Source organism: Comamonas sp. 4034, from assembly GCF_050434545.1.
In the GTDB taxonomy this organism is placed as follows: Bacteria; Pseudomonadota; Gammaproteobacteria; order Burkholderiales; family Burkholderiaceae_C; genus Comamonas; species Comamonas odontotermitis.
In genome coordinates this window covers 95,130-114,396 of record NZ_JBNDIT010000017.1, presented here as the reverse complement: position 1 = coordinate 114,396, position 19,267 = coordinate 95,130, and the positions used below count along the sequence as shown (strand labels likewise).

Here is a 19,267-nt window from a genome sequence, read left to right as displayed (position 1 = left end):
AAAACGCCCGATGCAGTACATCGGGCGTCTCTCGCCAACCAGCTTGGGCTGGAGATTAGTCGCGAATAGGTGTCAACCTATGACAGGACGAGTCACGTCCAGAGACTTATTTCCGTGCGGGAGGAACGTCCGTGCAGGTGCCGTGCGCCACTTCTGCCGCCATGCCGATGCTTTCGCCCAGCGTGGGGTGCGGGTGGATGGTCTTGCCGATGTCCACGGTGTCAGCCCCCATTTCGATGGCCAGAGCAATTTCACCGATCATGTCGCCAGCGTGCGTGCCGACGATGCCGCCGCCCAGAATCCTGCCGTGGCCATGGGCCTCTGGCGAATCATCGAACAGCAGTTTGGTGAAGCCTTCGTCACGGCCATTGGCAATGGCGCGACCTGAAGCTGCCCAGGGGAACAGTCCCTTCTTGACCTTGATGCCCTGCGCCTTGGCCTGGTCTTCGGTCAGACCCACCCATGCCACTTCGGGGTCGGTATAGGCCACGCTCGGGATCACGCGGGCATTGAAGGCGGCCGAGGCCAGCTCCTTGTTGCCCTGTAGTTCACCGGCGATGACTTCGGCAGCCACGTGCGCTTCATGTACGGCCTTGTGTGCCAGCATGGGCTGGCCCACGATGTCGCCGATCGCAAAGATGTTGGGCACATTCGTGCGCATCTGGATGTCGACATTGATGAAACCCCGGTCGGTGACGGACACGCCAGCAGCTTCGGCTCCGATCTTCTTGCCATTGGGCGTGCGGCCCACGGCCTGCAGCACCAGGTCGTACACCTGGGGCTCGGGCACGGTGACGCCATCCTTGGCGGGCTCGAAGCTGACCTTGATGCCTTCGGGCGTGGCTTCGGCACCCACGGTCTTGGTATTGACCATGATGTTGTCAAAGCGCGGCGCGTTCATCTTCTGCCAGACCTTGACCAGATCGCGGTCGGCGCCCTGCATCAGGCCGTCCATCATCTCCACCACATCCAGACGTGCGCCCAGCGTGCTGTAGACGGTACCCATTTCCAGGCCGATGATGCCGCCACCCAGGATCAGCATGCGCTTGGGCACGCTCTTCAAGGCCAGCGCGCCGGTCGAGTCGACAATGCGCTCGTCCTTGGGCAGGAAAGGCAGATGCACGGCCTCGGAGCCCGCTGCGATGATGGCCTTCTTGAACTGCACGACCTTCTTGGCGCCGGTCTTCTCCTGGCCGTCGCCCGAGGTTTCCTGCACTTCGATGTGGTTGGCACTCACGAAGTTGCCATAGCCGCGCACGATGGTGACCTTGCGCATCTTGGCCATGCCTGCGAGACCGCCGGTCAGCTTGCCGATCACCTTTTCCTTGTGGCCACGCAAGGTGTCGATGTTGACCTTGGGGGCGCCGCCGTAGTCGATGCCCAGCGCCGCGAGGTGGCTGACTTCGTCCATGACTGCGGCCACGTGCAGCAGCGCCTTGGAAGGGATACAGCCCACGTTCAAGCACACGCCGCCCAGCGTCTTGTAGCGCTCAACCAGCACGACCTTGAGGCCCAGGTCGGCCGCGCGGAAAGCGGCAGAGTAGCCGCCAGGGCCACCGCCCAGCACCACCACGTCGCAGTCTTCGTCGACCTGGCCGCTGTAGTTGCTTGCTATTGGAGCAGGAGCAGCAGGCACTTGCGCTGCGGGCGCCGGAGCCTGTTGTGGTACAGATGCTGCGGGCGCAGCAGGGGCGGCACTGGGCGCAGGGGCCGATGCGGCGCCCTCCGCTGCTTCCAGCGACAGGATCACCGAGCCTTCGGCCACCTTGTCGCCGATCTTGACTTTGAGTTCCTTGACCACGCCAGCATGGCTCGACGGGATTTCCATCGAGGCCTTGTCGGACTCCACGGTGATCAGCGACTGGTCCTTGGCGACGGTATCGCCAGGCTTGACCAGCAGCTCGATCACGCCCACTTCAGCGAAATCACCAATGTCGGGGACTTTGATATCTACGATTGCCATAGTGTGCGTCTCCGATTACAGGATGATGCGGCGGTAATCCGCCAGCACCTGGCCCAGATAGGCATTGAAGCGTGCAGCAGAAGCACCGTCGATGACACGGTGGTCGTACGACAGCGACAGCGGCAGCATCAGGCGCGGCACGAACTGCTTGCCGTCCCACACCGGCTTGATGGCCGATTTGGACAGGCCCAGGATGGCCACTTCCGGTGCATTCACGATAGGTGTGAAGTGCGTGCCGCCAATGCCGCCCAGCGACGAGATGGAGATGCAGCCGCCTTGCATGTCGGCAGCGCCCAGCTTGCCGTCGCGCGCCTTCTTGGCCAGCTCGCCCATTTCTGCGCTGATCTGGATGATGCCCTTCTTGTCGGCATCCTTGAGCACCGGCACGACCAGGCCATTGGGCGTGTCAGCGGCAAAGCCGATGTTGAAGTACTGCTTGTAGACGAGCGTGTCGCCATCCAGGCTGGTGTTGAACTCAGGGAATTTCTTGAGTGCGGCAACCAGCGCCTTGATGACGAAGGCCAGCATGGTGACCTTGACGCCGCTCTTCTCGTTCTCCTTGTTGGTGGAGACGCGGAAGGCTTCGAGCTCGGAGATGTCCGCTTCGTCGTTGTTGGTGACGTGCGGGATCATGACCCAGTTGCGGTGCAGGTTGGCGCCCGAGATTTTCTTGATGCGCGACAAGTCCTTGCGCTCCACGGCGCCGAACTTGCTGAAATCCACCTTCGGCCATGGCAGCAGATCCATACCCACGCCAGAGCCACCGGCCGGTGCCTTGGCGGCCTGGGCCTTGGTCTGCACGGCGCCGGTCATCACCTGCTTGGTGAAGTTCTGCACGTCGTCCGCAGTGATGCGACCCTTGTTGCCCGAACCCTTGACCTCTTCCAGCGGTACGCCCAGTTCGCGCGCAAACTTGCGCACCGAAGGCGATGCGTACGGCAGGCTGCCCGTAGGCGCCACGGTCGGATTGTGTGCGGGCACAGCAGCGGCAGGTGCGGCGCTTGCGGGCGCTGCCTGCGAGGATGCCGGAGCCGCTGCGGGCGCTTCTGCTTTAGGAGCGGCCTGCGCCGGTGCTGCAGCAGCTGCCGTATTGCCTTCCAGAACCGCCACCAGATCGCCCACATTGACCTTGTCGCCGATCTTGATCTTGAGTTCCTTGACCACGCCAGCGGCGGGCGACGGAATTTCCATCGAAGCCTTGTCGGACTCCACGGTGAAGAGCGATTGCTCCTTGGTGACGGTGTCGCCCACCTTCACCAGCAGTTCGATCACGGCCACATCCTTGAAGTCGCCAATGTCGGGAACATTGACGTTGATGGGGCCGGACGCAGCAGGTGCTGCTGCGGGTGCGGCGGCCGGTGCGGCCTGCGCAGGTGCCGCGACCGGAGCCTGGGCAGCTGCTGCAGGGGCGGCCGCGGCGGGAGCGGGTGCCGCAGCGCCATCGGCTGCTTCCATCTTGATGATGACCGAGCCTTCGGCAACCTTGTCGCCGATCTTGACGAGAATTTCCTTGACCACGCCTGCGTGGCTGGACGGAATCTCCATCGAGGCCTTGTCGGACTCGACGGTGATCAGCGACTGGTCCTTGGTGACGGTGTCGCCAGGTTTGACGAGCAGCTCGATCACGCCCACTTCTGCAAAGTCACCAATATCGGGAACTTGAATGTCAATCAATGCCATTGTGCTGTCTCCTGCTGGCTTTAAGCGTAGAGCGGGTTGATCTTGTCGGCGTTGATGCCGTACTTGGCAATCGCATCGGCCACCTTCTGTGCAGGCAGCTTGCCTTCATCGGCCAGCGCCTTCAGGGCTGCCACGACGATGTAGTGGCGGTCGATTTCGAAGTGCTCGCGCAGCTTGCGACGGAAGTCCGAGCGGCCAAAGCCATCGGTGCCCAGCACCTTGTAGGTGCGGCCAGCGGGAACGAACGGACGGATCTGCTCGGCATACGACTTCATGTAGTCGGTCGAAGCAATCACGGGGCCCGTGCTGCCTGCCAGCTCTGCCGTCACGAAAGCCACCTTGGGCGCTTCGGTCGGGTGCAGCATGTTCCAGCGCTCGGCATCCTGGCCGTCGCGGGTGAGCTCGTTGAACGATGGGCAGCTCCACACGTCGGCGGCAATGCCCCAGTCCTGCGCCAGCAGTTCCTGGGCGAAGAAGGATTCACGCAGGATGGTGCCCGAGCCCAGCAGCTGCACGCGCTGCTCGCCCTTGCCACCCGACTTGCACAGGTACATGCCCTTGAGGATCTTTTCCTCGGTGCCGGGCGTCAGGCCTGGCATGGCGTAGTTTTCGTTTAGCAGCGTCAGGTAGTAGAAGACGTTTTCCTGGTTCTGCACCATGCGGCGCAGGCCATCCTGCATGATCACGGCCACTTCGTGGGCGAAAGTCGGGTCGTAGCTGATGCAGTTGGGAATGGTGCCTGCCAGGATGTGGCTGTGGCCGTCTTCGTGCTGCAGGCCTTCGCCGTTCAGCGTGGTGCGTCCCGAGGTGCCGCCCAGCAGGAAGCCGCGCGCCTGCAGATCGCCCGCAGCCCAGGCCAGATCGCCAATGCGCTGGAATCCGAACATCGAGTAGTAGATGTAGAACGGAATCATGATGCGGTTGCTGTGGCTGTAGCTGGTTGCCGCTGCAATCCAGCTGGACATGCCACCCGCTTCGTTGATGCCTTCCTGCAGGATCTGGCCCTTGGTGTCTTCCTTGTAGTACATCACCTGGTCCTTGTCGACCGGGGTGTACTGCTGGCCATGTGGGTTGTAGATACCGATCTGGCGGAACAGGCCTTCCATACCGAAGGTACGGGCCTCGTCCACCAGGATGGGCACCACGCGGGGGCCGACTTCCTTGTCACGCAGCAGTTGCGTGAGGAAACGCACATAGGCCTGGGTGGTCGAGATTTCGCGGCCTTCCGGCGTAGGCTCCAGCACGGCCTTGAAGGTGTCGAGCGAAGGCACGGTGAACTGCTCGTCGGCCTTGGCGCGGCGCTGGGGCAGGTAACCGCCCAGTGCCTTGCGGCGCTCGTGCAGGTACTTCATTTCCGGCGTGTCGTCGGCCGGCTTGTAGAACGGCAGATCGGCGATCTGGCTGTCTGGAATCGGGATGTTGAAACGGTCGCGGAAGGCCTTGATATCCTCGTCAGCCAGCTTCTTGGTCTGGTGGACATTGTTCTTGCCTTCGCCAACCTTGCCCATGCCAAAGCCCTTGACGGTCTTGACTAGCAGCACGGTAGGCTGACCCTGGTGGTTCTGTGCTGCGTGGAAGGCCGCGTAGACCTTTTGGGAATCATGGCCGCCGCGCTGCAGGTTCCAGATCTCGTCGTCGCTCATATGCTCGACCATCTTGAGCGTGCGTGGGTCGCGGCCAAAGAAGTTCTTTCGGACGTAGGCGCCGTCGTTGGCCTTGAAGGCCTGGTAGTCGCCATCGTTGCACTCCATCATGATCTTGCGCAGCGCGCCATCGTGATCCTTGGCAAGCAAACTATCCCAGCCCTTGCCCCAGATCAGCTTCACGACGTTCCACCCGGCGCCACGGAATTCGCCTTCCAGCTCCTGGATGATCTTGCCGTTGCCACGCACAGGGCCGTCAAGGCGCTGCAGGTTGCAGTTGATGACGAAAACGAGGTTGTCCAGGTTTTCACGTGCAGCCAGGCCGATTGCGCCCAGGGATTCGACTTCGTCCATTTCGCCGTCGCCGCAGAACACCCAGACCTTGCGGTTTTCGGTATTGGCAATGCCACGGGCGTGCAGGTATTTCAGGAAACGCGCCTGGTAGATCGCCATCAGCGGGCCCAGGCCCATCGAGACGGTGGGGAACTGCCAGAAATCAGGCATCAGCTTGGGGTGCGGATAGCTGGAGAGGCCCTTGCCGTCCACTTCCTGGCGGAAGTTCAGCAGCTGCTCTTCGGAAATGCGGCCTTCCAGATAGGCGCGTGCATAGATGCCGGGCGAGACGTGGCCCTGGATATAGAGGCAGTCGCCGCCATGGTTTTCGCTCTCGGCATGCCAGAAATGGTTGAAGCCGGCACCAAACATGCTGGCCAGCGATGCGAAGGAACCGATGTGGCCGCCCAGGTCACCACCTTCGGGAGGGTGGATGCGGTTGGCCTTGACGACCATGGCCATGGCGTTCCAGCGCATGTAGGCGCGCAGGCGCTGTTCGATCTCGAGATTGCCGGGGCTGCGGGCCTCCTGCTCGGGCTCGATGGTATTGACGTAGCCGGTATTGGCAGAAAACGGCAGATCCACACTGTTCTGGCGTGCATGTTCCAGCAGTTGTTCAATCAGGGAGTGGGCGTATTCCGCGCCTTCGCGATCGATCACTGCGGACAGCGCATCCATCCACTCGCGGGTTTCTAGGTTGTCGGTTCGGGTGGTGCCGTTGACTGGCTTTTGTTCGGATGGCTCGGACATGCTAGGCGTCTCCTTATTGACTGAACTGCTACGAATGACTGTGCCAGAGTTTCTCACATTTTTTGAGTATTTCAAATAGCGGTCTTCGTTTTTATATTATGAAAAAATGCTGCAAACGCACAATTGACGGGCGTTTGCGCTGGCACAGGTACCACGATACGCCAGTTTCAGACGGTGGTTTGGCTCCCCCTCGTCTACACTCTGGGCCATGAATCCGAATGAGAGTTCCGTCGCCGAAACGGAAAACAGCCGCCCCAGCCTGGTCCAGATGTGGCGCACCTGGTGGAAGGGTTTGTCGCCTGCGCGACAGGATCGCTATGCATCGATTGCCCCGCTCGTGGCGGTCGTGATGTTTTTCATCGCCATCGTTGCAGCCTTCTGGTACCTGCGTATCGAGGAGTTCGAGCGTGAGCGCGAATCCATGCGCCGCGATGTGGAATACGCCCAGCAGCGCATTCGCCTGCGCCTGTCCGAGCGGCAGGAGCAATTGATGCGCCTGGCGCGCGACGTGGGCAACCAGGACATCGACAAGAACGGCTTCAATGATCGCGCCGACACCATGATCAGCCAGTACGCCGAGTTGCAGGCGCTGAGCTGGCTGGATGCCAAGCGCCAGGTGCGCGCGACGCAGTTTGGGCCGAGCGTGGCCTCCGAAGACCTGCTGACCGTGGATGAAGTCATCAGCAAGAAGGAGCTGGTCGACCTGTTCGACATGGCGCGCGACCTGCAGCAGCCGGTGTACTCGCAGCCGCTGTCTACCAAAGGCACCTCGCCCATGCTGCTGCTGGAAGTACCCATCAGCCAGAAGGGGCGCTTTGGCGGCGTGCTGCTGGCGGAGTTTTCCATCGACAACCTGCTGCGCTACGCCACGCCCACGGAAGTACTGGCGCGCTACGCCGTCACGCTCAAGGACGGCAACGGCACCACCATTGCCGGCACCCCCCTCGCCCCACGCGCGGCAGCCCAGCGCCTGTTGCCCTGGCGCGCCGTGCCCAACGAATATGAGATACCCATCGCCCCGGTGGGCAACAGCCTCAAGCTCCGTGCCCAGGCCTACCATACCTCTTTGGGCCTGGTCAGCAACGGCCTGTTCTGGCTCGTGGGCGTCCTCAGCTTCATGACGGCCTGGCTGCTGCTGGCCACCTGGCGACACACACGCAAGCGCATCCGCACGCAGGAAGCGCTGCAGGGCGAGACCAATTTCCGCCGCGCGATGGAAAACAGCGTGCTGACCGGCATGCGCGCGCTCGATCTGCAGGGCCGCATCACCTACGTGAACGCCGCGTTCTGCCAGATGACCGGCTGGAGCGAAGGCGAGCTGGTGGGCAAGATGCCGCCCTACCCCTACTGGCCCGAAGGCGACCAGAGCACCTACCACGACATGCTGATCGACGAGATGAGCGGCAAGGTCTTTCCCGGAGGCTTTCAGATGCGTGTGCGGCGCAAGAACGGCTCCATGTTCGAGGCGCGCCTCTATGTATCTCCGCTGATCGACGGCCACGGCCGCCAGACGGGCTGGATGACCTCGATGACCGACATCACCGAGCCCAACCGCATCCGTGAGCAGCTGTCCGCATCCTACGAGCGCTTCACCATCGTGCTCGAAGCGCTGGACGCCTCCGTCTCCGTTGCACCATTAGGCAGTGCAGAGCTGCTGTTTGCCAACAAGCTCTACCGGCAATGGTTCGGCTCGCAGACCGTGGGCCACCTGCAGTTGGTGGCGCAGGCCGGTGTGCTGCCCAGCAACAACCAGGCATCTACCAGCCTGGACGATGAGGACGGCCTGATGGGCCTGCCCAGCGACGAGATCACCACCGCCGTGGCGGGCAACGCGGAAATCTACATTCCAGAGCTCGGCAAGTGGCTGGAGGTGCGCTCGCGCTACCTCAACTGGGTGGACGGACGCCTGGCCCAGATGGTGATTGCCACCGACATCACCCAGCGCCGCCTGGCCGAGGAACAGGCCTCTCGCCAGGCCGAGAAAGCTGCTACCGTCAGCCGCCTGGTGACCATGGGCGAGATGGCTTCCAGCGTGGCGCACGAGCTGAACCAGCCGCTGTCGGCCATCAGCAACTACTGCAGCGGCATGGTCTCGCGTATCAAGAACGGCACGCTCAGCGAAGAGGCCCTGCTGGGCGCGTTGGAGAAGACGGCCCACCAGGCGCAGCGCGCCGGGCAGGTGATCCACCGCATCCGGGCGTTCGTCAAGCGCAGCGAGCCCAACCACGAACTCGCCGATGTGGCGGAAATCGTCAGCGAGGCGGTAGAGCTTGGCTCCATCGAACTCAAGCGCCACAACGTGCGCCTGTCGCACCATGTGGCGGCGCGCCTGCCCCAGATCCGGGTGGACAGCATCCTGATCGAACAGGTGCTGATCAACCTGATGAAGAACGGCGCCGAATCGATTGCCAATGCAGGCCGCCCGCCACACCAGCGCATGGTGGAATTGCGGGTGGTGCCCCGCAAGATTGGCGATGCGGATGTGATAGAGTTTTCTGTTCAAGATACGGGGCGCGGCCTGTCACCCGAGGTTCTCGACAGATTGTTTCAGGCCTTCTTCTCTACCAAGAGCGAAGGCATGGGCATCGGCCTGAATCTTTGCCGTTCGATTGTGGAATCGCACCATGGCCGGATGCAGGCCGATAACATCTACAATGGCAACGAGGTGACGGGTTGTAAGTTCAGCTTCTGGATTCCGGTGGCCCGTGCTACTGAATCTGCTGAATCGCCGGCGCGACAGCAATACTGATAGAAGGAATTGTGCATGAGCTTGATCCCGAAGAAGGGCACGGTATACGTGGTGGATGACGACGAAGCAGTTCGTGATTCGCTGCAATGGCTGCTGGAGGGCAAGGACTACCGCGTACGTTGCTTTGACTCTGCCGAGTCGTTTCTGGCGCGCTACGACCCACGCGAAGTGGCCTGTCTGATCGTGGATATCCGCATGGGTGGCATGAGCGGCCTGGAACTGCAGGATCGCCTGATCGAAAACAAATCCCCGCTGCCAGTCGTCTTCATCACCGGCCACGGAGATGTGCCGATGGCCGTGGACACGATGAAAAAGGGCGCGATGGACTTCATCCAGAAGCCCTTTGACGAAGCCCATCTGGACTCTTTGGTCGAGCGCATGCTGGACAAGGCCCGCGATTCGTTTGCAGGCCACCAGCAGGCCGCCAGCCGCGATGCCCTGCTGGCCAAGCTGACGAGCCGCGAATCGCAGGTGCTCGAACGCATCGTGGCCGGACGCCTGAACAAGCAGATCGCCGACGACCTGGGCATCAGCATCAAGACCGTTGAGGCGCACCGCGCCAACATCATGGAAAAGCTGGGCGCCAATACCGTGGCCGACCTGCTCAAGATTGCACTGGGATCGCAAGCGCCAGCCAAGGCATCGTGATAAATTAGCGGCCTTCCCGCCCGGACAAAGAACTACGGTTTTTATAGCTATATGCGCTTGTACCGCCTGCGGTACGGCGCATTTTCTTTTGGCATTTTGGATTCAGACATGACCGCTCAACTGATCGATGGCAAGGCCCTCTCCCAACAACTGCGTGCCGATGTGAAGGCGCGCGCCGACAAGCTCAAAGCCCGGGGGGTCGTGCCCGGCCTCGCCGTCATCCTGGTGGGCGACAACCAGGCCAGCCAAGTCTATGTACGCAACAAGGTCAAGTCCTGCGAGGAGTGCGGCTTTCACTCTGTACTGGAAAAGTACGATGCCAGCATGACCGAGGCCGAGTTGCTCGCCCGCGTCGAAGCGCTCAACAATGACCCGAGCATCCACGGCATCCTGGTGCAGTTGCCGCTGCCCAAGCACATCGACGACCACAAGGTGATCGAAGCCATCTCGCCCAAAAAGGATGTGGACGGCTTTCACGTAGCCAGCGCCGGTGCACTGATGGTGGGCGAAGTCGGCTTCAAGGCCTGCACGCCCTATGGCTGCATGAAGATGCTCGAATCCATCGGCATGAAAGACCTGCGCGGCAAGCACGCCGTGGTCATCGGCCGCTCCAACATCGTGGGCAAGCCCATGGCCATGATGCTGCTGGCTGCCAATGCCACAGTCACCATCACCCACAGCGGCACCGCCGACCTCGCGGCCATGACACGCCAGGCCGACATCGTGGTTGCCGCCGTAGGCAAGGTGGGCGTGCTGACCGCCGACATGGTCAAGCCCGGCGCCGTGGTCATCGACGTGGGCATGAACCGCGATGCCGATGGCAAGCTGTGTGGCGACGTGGATTTTGACGGTGTCAAGGAAGTGGCGGGCTACATCACCCCCGTGCCCGGCGGTGTGGGCCCGATGACCATCACCATGCTCATGGTCAACACGCTGGAGTCGGCCGAGCGCGCCTGAGGCCTGCGCAAGGACCGGGCGGGTACCCGCCACAGGCCTGTCAAAAACTATTAAAACGATAGCTGCTGGCGTGCTCCCATTGCGCGCCAGCAGCTTTTTTCATGTTCAAATGGCTGACAATGCCCCGTTCGCCAGCAGTAGTTCAGATATTGCGCCAATAATGCATTGATTGCAGGGCAATACGCCCCATCTAACCAGCACCATGACCAATCCATTGCTCGACTTCAGCGGTCTGCCCCGCTTTGACCAGGTACAACCCGAACACATTGCACCCGCCATCGACCAGTTGCTGGCCGAAAGCGAAACTGCCCTCAAGACGGTGACGGCGCCGGATTTTCCCGCGCAATGGAGTGAAATCGCCAAGGTGCTGGATGTGACGACCGAGAAGCTCGGCCGCGCCTGGGGCATGGTGGGCCACCTCAATTCGGTGGCCGACACGCCCGAGCTGCGCGCCGCCTATAACGCTGAAATGCCCAAGGTCACAGCGTTCTGGACGCAACTGGGCTCGGACGAGGCACTGTACGCCAAGTACAAGGCCATCGATCCCGCCACCTTGAATGCAGAGCAGAAGCAGGCCTGGGACAACGCCATGCGCAACTTCGTGCTCGGTGGTGCAGAGCTGCAGGGCAAGGCACGCGACGAATATGCTGCACTGCAAGAAAAGAGCGCCCTCGCCTGCCAGAAGTACAGCGAAAACGCCATGGATGCGACCGACCAGTTCGCCTACTATGCAGCGCTGGAAGAACTGGATGGCGTGCCACAGGATGTGATAGCCGCAGCCCGGGCGGCCGCCGAAGCCGACGGCAAGGACGGCTACAAGCTGACCCTGAAGATTCCCAGCTACCTGCCCGTGATGCAGTTTGCCAAGAGCAGCGCACTGCGTGAGACGCTCTACCGCGCCTACACCACCCGTGCCAGTGAATTTGGCGATGCCAAGCTCGACAACACGCCGCTGATGGTCGACATCCTGAAAATGCGCGAGCAAGAAGCGCATCTGCTGGGGTATGCCAATTTTGGCGAGCTATCCGTAGCGCCCAAGATGGCCAAATCATCGCAACAGGTACTGGACTTTTTGCAGGAACTGGCCAGCAAGGCCAAGCCCTTTGGCGAAAAGGACGTGCAGGACCTGCGCGAGTACGCCCGCACAGAATTGGGCCTGGCCGACCCGCAGGCCTGGGACTGGGGCTATATCGGCGAGCATCTGAAGGAAGCGCGCTATGCCTTCAGTGAGCAGGAGCTCAAGCAATACTTCCCTGCCCCCAAGGTGCTGGCAGGGCTGTTTCGCATCGTCGAGACCCTGTTTGGCGTGCAGATCAAGCAGGATCTGGCCCCCGTGTGGAACGATGCGGTGCAGTTCTACCGCATCGAGCGCAATGGCGAACTGGTAGGCCAGTTCTACCTGGATCCTCCTGCGCGCAACGGCAAACGCGGTGGCGCCTGGATGGATGATGTGCGCACCCGCTGGCTACGGCCGGACAACGGCCAGTTGCAAACGCCCATTGCCCACCTGGTATGCAATTTTGCTGCCGGAGTGGATGGCAAGCCGCCGCTGCTCACGCATGACGATGTCATCACCCTCTTCCACGAAACCGGCCATGGCCTGCACCACATGCTCACCCAGGTGAACGAGCGCGATGTCTCGGGCATCAGTGGCGTGGAATGGGATGCCGTCGAACTCCCCAGCCAGTTCATGGAAAACTTCTGCTGGGAGTGGGAAGTGCTGCGCCACATGACCGCCCATGTGGACACCGGCGAGCCACTGCCACGCGCGCTGTACGACAAGATGATTGCAGCCAAGAACTTCCAGTCGGGCATGCAGACCCTGCGCCAGATCGAGTTCTCGCTGTTTGACATGCGCATCCATACCGAACTGCAGGGCGACGGCATCCATGCCGACGCGCTCTATGGTGTGATGCACGACGTGCGCCACCAGGTGGCCGTGCTGCCCCAGCCTGCATTCAACCGCATGCCCAACACCTTCACGCATATTTTTGCAGGAGGTTACGCTGCGGGTTACTACAGCTACAAATGGGCAGAAGTGCTGAGCGCCGACGCCTTTGCGGGCTTTGAAGAAGCCGCCAAGGCCAAGGGCAGCAGCGACGTTGTCGATGCCGAGGTGGGCCAGCGTTATCTGCACGCCATTCTGGAAGCAGGCGGCAGCCGCCCGGCGATGGAATCGTTCAAGGCCTTCCGGGGACGCGAGCCGCAACTGGACGCCTTGCTGCGCCACCAGGGCATGCAGGCAGAGGCCGCCACTGCCTGAGAGCGTTGCCCCTTGCACTGAAAACCCAGCCTCGCAGCGGCCAACCAGTGGCAAGCTGCGAGGCTTTTTCACAACGCAGACGTGGTATCCGGCCCGCACAGGCCGATGCCCTTGTCCCTGTTGCACTCTGCAATGGAAGCCATGCCTGTTTTGGGCATAATGGGCTGGATAACACGACAATGAACCGAGGGATCACTATGCAGATGAAAGCCTTTGCCACCACCGCCGCAGCGATTGCCGGTGCCTTGATGGTGTTCGCAGCCAGCCCGGCTGCGGCCCAGAAGGTCTACCGCATTGTGGGCCCGGACGGCAAGGTCACGTTCTCGGACCGGGCGCCTTCCACGGATACGCCGTCGCAATCGGTATCGGGCGCTACCAGCGCAGAATCTGCCGGTCCCAACCTGGCCGGCCTGCCACTGGAGGTCAAGCAGGCCGCCGGCAAATACCCGCTGACCCTGTATACATCCAAGGATTGCAGTGCCTGCGATGCAGCACGCAGCTACCTGCAAGACCGTGGCGTGCCATACACCGAGAAGACGGTCACTTCGAACGACGAAATCGTTGCGCTCAAAAAGCTCAGCAGTGCAGACAGCGTTCCATTTGCCACGCTCGGCGGCCAGCACCTCAAGGGCTTCAACAGTAATGACTGGAGCGCATACCTGGATGCAGCAGGCTACCCCGCCAAATCGCAGTTGCCTGCCAGCTACCGCCAGGCAGTTGCCACGCCCCTGATTCCCAAGACGATCAAACCCGCCGCTGCTGCTGGCAATGGCGCCGCTGCGCCCGATGCCGCAGGGCCTGCGGGCGGCAACTCCGTCGTGCCGCAACGGGTGACACCGGAGAACCCGACCGGAATCGTGTTCTAGCCCTCTTCTGGCCCAGAAAAAAGCCTGCTTGCGCAGGCTTTTTTCCATGTTGGCAGCGACAAGACAGCTGCCACAACAGTCCTCAGGCAAATTCCAGCGTCTCCACGCCCTGTTCGGTGCCCAGCAGGCACACTGCAGCCTTCTGGTGGGCAAACACCCCGACGGTGATGACACCGGCCCATTGGTTCACTTCTGTCTCGAATGCCAACGGGTCCGCAATCACAAGGCCCGTCACATCCAGGATATGCTGGCCGTTGTCGGTCACCAGCGGCTGGCCGTCCTTCATGCGCAAGGTGGCAGTGCCCCCCTTGGCGGCAAAGTGGCGGGCAATCTGCGCGGCAGCCATGGGAATCACCTCCACCGGCAGCGGGAATACGCCCAGTGTCTGCACGCGCTTGGATGCATCGGCAATGCAGACAAAGCGCTCGGCCAGCGACGCAACGATCTTCTCGCGCGTGAGCGCCGCGCCGCCACCTTTGACCATATAGCCCTGGTGATCGATTTCATCCGCACCGTCGATATAGACAGCCAGGCTGGTCACCTCGTTCGCATCGAACACCTGGATGCCCAGCGCCTGCAGGCGCTCGGTGCTGGCGACCGAGCTGGACACTGCGCCAGGAATCTGGTCTTTGATCGTGGCCAGGGCATCAATGAATTTATTGACCGTGGAGCCGGTGCCCACGCCTACAATCTCGCCCGCCACCACGTATTGCAGGGCCGCGCGGCCGACTTCGGCCTTCAATTCGTCTTGAGTCATGTTGGTGCTGTCATATCAGCGAAAATACAAACAATTGCGCAATTATCCCATCCCATGTCCCTGATCCCCTATTCCCTGTCCCGAGCCATCCTGTTTGGCATGCAGCCCGAGGCTGCGCACGACTTCACCATGGACATGCTGGCCAAGGGCCAGAACTCCCCCTTGGCCTGCGCCTGGCGCCAGACACGGGTGTCCGATCCGGTGACCCTGGCGGGCCTGAACTTCCCCAACCGCGTCGGCATGGCTGCGGGGTTGGACAAGAATGCACGCGCCATTGACGGGCTGGGCGCCATGGGATTCGGCTTTGTCGAAGTGGGCACGGTCACCCCGCTGGCCCAGCCGGGCAACCCCAAGCCACGCATGTTCCGCATTCCCGAGCGCGACGCCCTCATCAACCGCCTGGGTTTCAACAACGGCGGACTGGAGGCCTTTATCGCCAATGTGAAAAAGGCGCAGTTCCGCAAGCAGGCCAACCCGCTGCTGCTGGGCCTGAACATTGGCAAGAATGCCGCCACCCCGATGGAGGAGGCCACGCGCGACTACCTCCAATGCCTGGACGCCGTCTACCCGCACGCCGACTACATCACGGTCAACATCAGCTCGCCCAATACCAAGAATCTGCGCGCGCTGCAAAGCGATGAAGCGCTCGATGCCCTACTCTCTGCTCTGGTGGCACGCCGCGAACAACTGGCACGCGAGCACGGCAAGCACAAGCCGGTGTTCCTCAAGATCGCGCCCGACCTGACGGACGAGCAGGTCGCCGTCATCGCAGCCAGCCTCAAGGCCCACGGCATGGACGGCGTGATTGCCACCAACACCACCATCAGCCGCGACGCAGTGCAAGGCCTGCAGCATGCGGAAGAAGCCGGCGGCCTGTCGGGCCGCCCGGTGTTCGAGGCGAGCAATGCCGTCATTCGCCAGTTGCGCGCAGCGCTCGGGCCACAGTTCCCGATCATCGGCGTGGGCGGCATTCTGAGCGGTGCCGACGCGGTCGAAAAGGTCAAGGCAGGAGCCGACGTGGTGCAGATCTACACCGGGCTGATCTACAAGGGCCCGGCCCTGGTTCCCGAGATTGCCCAGGCGCTCAAGGCAGAGGGCGGACGGGGCTAGTAAGAACGTGTTTACGATATCTACGCAGCCGCGACAGTGGGCTTGCGGGCGGTCTGCGTTGTTGCAAATCCTCGCAATAGCGGGGCTATTGCTGCGGTATTGCGCTTAGCAGCCCATCCCTAGCCGGGCGCCCCGCAAGCCCACTGTCGCGGCGCGAGGAGATCGTAAGCACGTTCTAAGCCTGCTCCACCTCGCGCACCGCTTGTGCGAGGCGCTCCACCCCCTTCGCAATCACTTCGGGCTGCAGCAAGGCGTAACCCATGACCAGCCCGCAGGGCCTGGGCAGCGCCCGGTCCGGGGCCTGGGGGTGGAACAAGGGGCTGAGCGGATGGATCCGCACGCCCCGCCGCTGCGCCGCAGCCACCAGGAGCGGCTCTGCGCTTGCCGGCAAGGAAGGCAGCCACACCACCACATGCAGCCCGCTCGCGGCGCCCTGCACCTGCGCCTTGGCGCCCAGATGGCGCTGCAGTGCCTGCAGGAGTGCCACCTGGCGTGCCTGCTGCAGGCGGCGCATGCGGCGTACATGTCTGTCGTAGCTGCCGTCTTCCAGCAGCAGCGCCAAGGCACGCTGAACGCCAGTGGCAGCATGCCGGTCGGTCACGCGCTTGGCCGCGGCGAAGGGCTCGACCAGTGCAGGCGGCAGCACCATGTAACCCAACCGAAGCTGGGGTGAAAGCGTCTTCGAGAAGGTGCCCACATGGACCACGCAGCCATGCGCATCCAGCGACAGCAGCGTGGCCTCCGGGCGCACGGCATAGCGGTACTCGCTGTCGTAATCGTCTTCGACGACCCAGGCCTTGCTGCGCACCGCCCAATCCAGCAACTGGCGCCGCCGGCCAATGGGCAAAAAGCCTCCCAGCGGAAACTGGTGCGTAGGCGTCACATAGGCCAATTTGGCAAGGCCCAGGCTCTCCAGTCCATCGGTCACCGCGCCGTGTTCGTCAATGCCCAGAAAGCGCAGCCGCGCGCCATAGGCTTCAAAGGCATGGTGCGCCATCCGATAGCCCGGGTTTTCGACCACCACAGGGTCACCCGGGTCCACAAACAGTCGCGCGCACAGATCCAGGGCCTGCTGCGAGCCGCTCACGATCACGATCTGCTCGGCACTGCAGGCGAGGCCCCGCGCACGGCTCAAGTGGGCCTGCAAGGCTGTGCGCAACGCAATGCTGCCGCGCGGATCGTCATACTCCAGCCGATTGCTGCGCTGGCGCTCAACTGCACGCAGAGCATTCATCCAGGCCAGAGTTGGAAAATCGCCGCCCGACAAGGGGCCGTAGACAAAGTCGATGTCCTGCTCACCCTCTTTCGGGCTGGGCGTTGCCAGCCCAAGCGCGGCAATGCGTTGGCCAACGGCCGACAGCGGCCTTGCCAGGTGCGCAGGCATGGCCGCCACCGGAACTGACCGTGGCGAATTTACCGTCGCAGCCGCGCCGCTCGCCACACGGCTGGCTGCCCCCGGCCGGGTTTCGATAAAACCATCGGCCGCGAGCTGCTCATACACCAGCGTGACCGTGGCTCGCGATAGTCCCCGCTCAGCCGCAAGCGCGCGGGTGGATGGCATGGGGGCACCCACGGCATAGGTGCCATCGGCCATCCGCGCCCGGATTTCTTCATACAGCGCCCGGCTCAATCCAGGACGCCGATGGTGCGAAGGGTTCATCAACTGGTATGGCAAATATTCAAAAACTGGCTATTTTATGCATACCACAAATGCGGCACAGTGGCGTATGGCCGCTTCAGCCCGGCATTTTTTCAAAGAACACCATGTACCTCCCACCCGCTTTTGCCGAAACCGATGTTCAGGAACTCCATCGCATCATCCGAGAGAATGCCCTGGGCATGCTCATCACCCATACCGCCAACGGGCTGGAAGCCAACCATCTGCCGCTGCTCCTTGACGACGGCACGCTGATTGCCCACGTTGCGCGCGCAAACCCGCTCTGGCGCGAGGTGCGCGATGGTGATGAGGTGCTGGTGGTGTTCCGTGGCGCGCAAGGCTATATCTCACCGAACTGGTACCCCAGCAAACACGAGACGCACCGGCGCGTCCCCACCTGGAATTACGAGGTGGTGCATGCCCATGGCACCATCCATGTACGCGACGAAGAAAAATTTGTGCGCCGCGAGGTGGGGCTGTTGACCCGCCAACACGAAGCGGGCCAGCCCAAACCCTGGAAGATGGCCGATGCCCCTGCCGATTTCCTTCAGGAGCAGCTGGGTCACATCGTGGGCATCGAGATCCGCATACAGCGCCTCGAAGCCAAGCGCAAGCTCAACCAGCACCACACAGCACCCGACCGGGAAGGCGCCATTGCCGGGCTGGAATCACAAGGCAACCACGCCCTGGCCCAAGCCATGCGAGGTACTGCCCTGCCACCGGGATAAACCCGTTCAAGATGGGTGCACGAAATCCCGCAAGATGCTTCTTCTGGGAAAGCCGCCAAGGGCCTTGGCGTTATGCGGGCACTTCGCAGGTCCGCGCGGGCATGCCCAGCTTGGCGAGCAGACGCGCATCGGCATCCGCCTCCGGGTTGCCGGTGACCAGCAGCTTATCGCCGTAGAAGATGGAGTTGGCACCCGCCAGAAAGCACAGCGTCTGCACGGCCTCCCCCAGTTGCTGGCGGCCCGCCGACAGGCGCACGCGGGCTTTGGGCATCAGAATGCGGGCAGCAGCAATCACCCGCACAAAGTCCAGCGGATCCACTGGATCGCTGTCGGCCAGCGGCGTACCCGGCACGCGCACCAGGCTGTTGATGGGCACGGACTCCGGATAAGGCTCCATATTGGCCAACTGGGCAAGCAGGCCTGCACGATGCACCGGCGCCTCCCCCATGCCCACAATGCCGCCGCAGCAGACGCTGATTCCGGCCTCGCGCACTGCAGCCAGCGTGTCAAGCCGGTCCTGGTACTGGCGGCTGCTGACCACATCACTGTAGTACTCGGGCGCGGTATCGAGGTTGTGGTTGTAGTAGTCCAACCCCGCCTCTCGCAAGGCCTGCGCCTGGTGCGGGGCCAGCATGCCCAGGGTGGCGCAACTTTGCAGGCCCAGGCCCTTGACAGCCGCAATCAACTCGCCCACCTTCTCGATATCGCGGTCCTTGGGAGCGCGCCATGCAGCACCCATGCAAAAACGGGTGGCACCTGCATCCTTGGCGGCCTGGGCTGCAGCAGTCACCTCGGCAACGCTCATCAGCTTCTCGGCCTTCACCCCGGTATCGAACTCTGCCGACTGCGGGCAGTAGCCACAGTTCTCGGGACAACCTCCCGTCTTGACGGACAACAAGGTCGCCAGCTCCATATCGCCTGCGGGCCAATGCGCACGGTGAACCGTCTGCGCACGGTACATCAGCTCCGTAAATGGCAATTCCAGCAGTTCCTGCACGGCCTGCACAGGCCAGCGCTCTGTTGTGGCCGGTTGCGCCGGCTTTGCAGCGGGGTGCCAGTGCACGGCGGCGGTGGCAGGTACCGATCCGGAAAAATGAGATGGGCTGGACATGGGGTTCCTCAATCAAGGCCAAAGCCGATCTGGCCTGGCATGGAGCCCATTG

Annotated in this window: 13 protein-coding genes; 7 read left to right on the top strand and 6 right to left on the bottom strand. The window is 62.3% G+C overall.

Annotated elements, in window-relative coordinates:
* Positions 1-106 precede the first annotated feature (106 nt).
* Genes lpdA through aceE form a run of 3 tightly spaced genes read right to left on the bottom strand, consistent with a single transcriptional unit; the run spans position 107 to position 6,369 of the window.
* Positions 107-1,963 (bottom strand): dihydrolipoyl dehydrogenase, encoded by a 1,857-nt coding sequence (lpdA, locus tag ABIE32_RS17290; RefSeq protein WP_429017930.1) that lies wholly within the window; start codon positions 1,961-1,963, stop codon positions 107-109.
* 15 nt (positions 1,964-1,978) lie between these two features.
* Positions 1,979-3,643, bottom strand: coding sequence for a dihydrolipoyllysine-residue acetyltransferase (aceF, locus tag ABIE32_RS17285; protein ID WP_429017929.1), 1,665 nt, complete (start codon positions 3,641-3,643; stop codon positions 1,979-1,981).
* A gap of 20 nt (positions 3,644-3,663) precedes the next feature.
* Positions 3,664-6,369, bottom strand: a complete 2,706-nt coding sequence (gene aceE, locus ABIE32_RS17280) for a pyruvate dehydrogenase (acetyl-transferring), homodimeric type (protein ID WP_224152534.1) — start codon at positions 6,367-6,369, stop codon at positions 3,664-3,666.
* Positions 6,370-6,577: 208 nt separating this feature from the next.
* On the opposite strand from aceE, the gene ABIE32_RS17275 reads away from it, so the two are divergent.
* From ABIE32_RS17275 to ABIE32_RS17255, 5 genes are all read left to right on the top strand, one after another.
* Entirely contained in the window at positions 6,578-9,118 is a 2,541-nt protein-coding gene (locus ABIE32_RS17275) for a PAS domain S-box protein (RefSeq protein WP_429017927.1), read from the top strand.
* A 15-nt stretch (positions 9,119-9,133) separates the two neighbouring features.
* The gene (locus tag ABIE32_RS17270; protein WP_184709621.1) at positions 9,134-9,766 is read left to right on the top strand and encodes a response regulator transcription factor; all 633 of its coding nucleotides are present in this window, start codon (positions 9,134-9,136) and stop codon (positions 9,764-9,766) included.
* A 108-nt stretch (positions 9,767-9,874) separates the two neighbouring features.
* Complete coding sequence (gene folD / locus ABIE32_RS17265; RefSeq protein WP_224152536.1) at positions 9,875-10,723, top strand: bifunctional methylenetetrahydrofolate dehydrogenase/methenyltetrahydrofolate cyclohydrolase FolD; 849 nt, start codon at positions 9,875-9,877, stop codon at positions 10,721-10,723.
* Between the two features lie 202 nt (positions 10,724-10,925).
* On the top strand, positions 10,926-12,986 hold the full coding sequence (locus ABIE32_RS17260; protein WP_429017924.1) for a M3 family metallopeptidase: 2,061 nt from the start codon (positions 10,926-10,928) through the stop codon (positions 12,984-12,986).
* A gap of 197 nt (positions 12,987-13,183) precedes the next feature.
* Positions 13,184-13,852 (top strand): DUF4124 domain-containing protein, encoded by a 669-nt coding sequence (locus ABIE32_RS17255; protein ID WP_429017923.1) that lies wholly within the window; start codon positions 13,184-13,186, stop codon positions 13,850-13,852.
* An 82-nt stretch (positions 13,853-13,934) separates the two neighbouring features.
* Here the strand turns inward: ABIE32_RS17255 and rpiA are convergent, their stop codons facing one another.
* Positions 13,935-14,609 (bottom strand): ribose-5-phosphate isomerase RpiA, encoded by a 675-nt coding sequence (gene rpiA, locus ABIE32_RS17250; protein WP_429017921.1) that lies wholly within the window; start codon positions 14,607-14,609, stop codon positions 13,935-13,937.
* A 54-nt stretch (positions 14,610-14,663) separates the two neighbouring features.
* Between rpiA and ABIE32_RS17245 the strand changes: the two genes are divergently transcribed.
* Complete coding sequence (locus ABIE32_RS17245; protein WP_429017919.1) at positions 14,664-15,719, top strand: quinone-dependent dihydroorotate dehydrogenase; 1,056 nt, start codon at positions 14,664-14,666, stop codon at positions 15,717-15,719.
* A 175-nt stretch (positions 15,720-15,894) separates the two neighbouring features.
* On the opposite strand, the gene ABIE32_RS17240 is transcribed toward ABIE32_RS17245, so the two are convergent.
* Positions 15,895-17,379 (bottom strand): PLP-dependent aminotransferase family protein, encoded by a 1,485-nt coding sequence (locus ABIE32_RS17240; protein WP_429017917.1) that lies wholly within the window; start codon positions 17,377-17,379, stop codon positions 15,895-15,897.
* Positions 17,380-17,483: 104 nt separating this feature from the next.
* On the opposite strand from ABIE32_RS17240, the gene ABIE32_RS17235 reads away from it, so the two are divergent.
* Positions 17,484-18,104: an FMN-binding negative transcriptional regulator gene (locus tag ABIE32_RS17235; protein WP_429017916.1), complete on the top strand. Its 621-nt coding sequence runs from the start codon at positions 17,484-17,486 to the stop codon at positions 18,102-18,104.
* A gap of 70 nt (positions 18,105-18,174) precedes the next feature.
* Here ABIE32_RS17235 and bioB read toward each other — a convergent pair whose 3' ends face one another.
* Entirely contained in the window at positions 18,175-19,215 is a 1,041-nt protein-coding gene (bioB, locus tag ABIE32_RS17230) for a biotin synthase BioB (RefSeq protein ID WP_429017914.1), read from the bottom strand.
* Positions 19,216-19,267 lie beyond the last annotated feature (52 nt).

Coding starts and splice junctions, on each gene's coding strand:
- lpdA (WP_429017930.1), bottom strand. CDS start 1,963: ATGGCAATCGTAGATATCAAAGTCCCCGACATTGGTGATTTCGCTGAA.
- aceF (WP_429017929.1), bottom strand. CDS start 3,643: ATGGCATTGATTGACATTCAAGTTCCCGATATTGGTGACTTTGCAGAA.
- aceE (WP_224152534.1), bottom strand. CDS start 6,369: ATGTCCGAGCCATCCGAACAAAAGCCAGTCAACGGCACCACCCGAACC.
- ABIE32_RS17275 (WP_429017927.1), top strand. CDS start 6,578: ATGAATCCGAATGAGAGTTCCGTCGCCGAAACGGAAAACAGCCGCCCC.
- ABIE32_RS17270 (WP_184709621.1), top strand. CDS start 9,134: ATGAGCTTGATCCCGAAGAAGGGCACGGTATACGTGGTGGATGACGAC.
- folD (WP_224152536.1), top strand. CDS start 9,875: ATGACCGCTCAACTGATCGATGGCAAGGCCCTCTCCCAACAACTGCGT.
- ABIE32_RS17260 (WP_429017924.1), top strand. CDS start 10,926: ATGACCAATCCATTGCTCGACTTCAGCGGTCTGCCCCGCTTTGACCAG.
- ABIE32_RS17255 (WP_429017923.1), top strand. CDS start 13,184: ATGCAGATGAAAGCCTTTGCCACCACCGCCGCAGCGATTGCCGGTGCC.
- rpiA (WP_429017921.1), bottom strand. CDS start 14,609: ATGACTCAAGACGAATTGAAGGCCGAAGTCGGCCGCGCGGCCCTGCAA.
- ABIE32_RS17245 (WP_429017919.1), top strand. CDS start 14,664: ATGTCCCTGATCCCCTATTCCCTGTCCCGAGCCATCCTGTTTGGCATG.
- ABIE32_RS17240 (WP_429017917.1), bottom strand. CDS start 17,379: ATGAACCCTTCGCACCATCGGCGTCCTGGATTGAGCCGGGCGCTGTAT.
- ABIE32_RS17235 (WP_429017916.1), top strand. CDS start 17,484: ATGTACCTCCCACCCGCTTTTGCCGAAACCGATGTTCAGGAACTCCAT.
- bioB (WP_429017914.1), bottom strand. CDS start 19,215: ATGTCCAGCCCATCTCATTTTTCCGGATCGGTACCTGCCACCGCCGCC.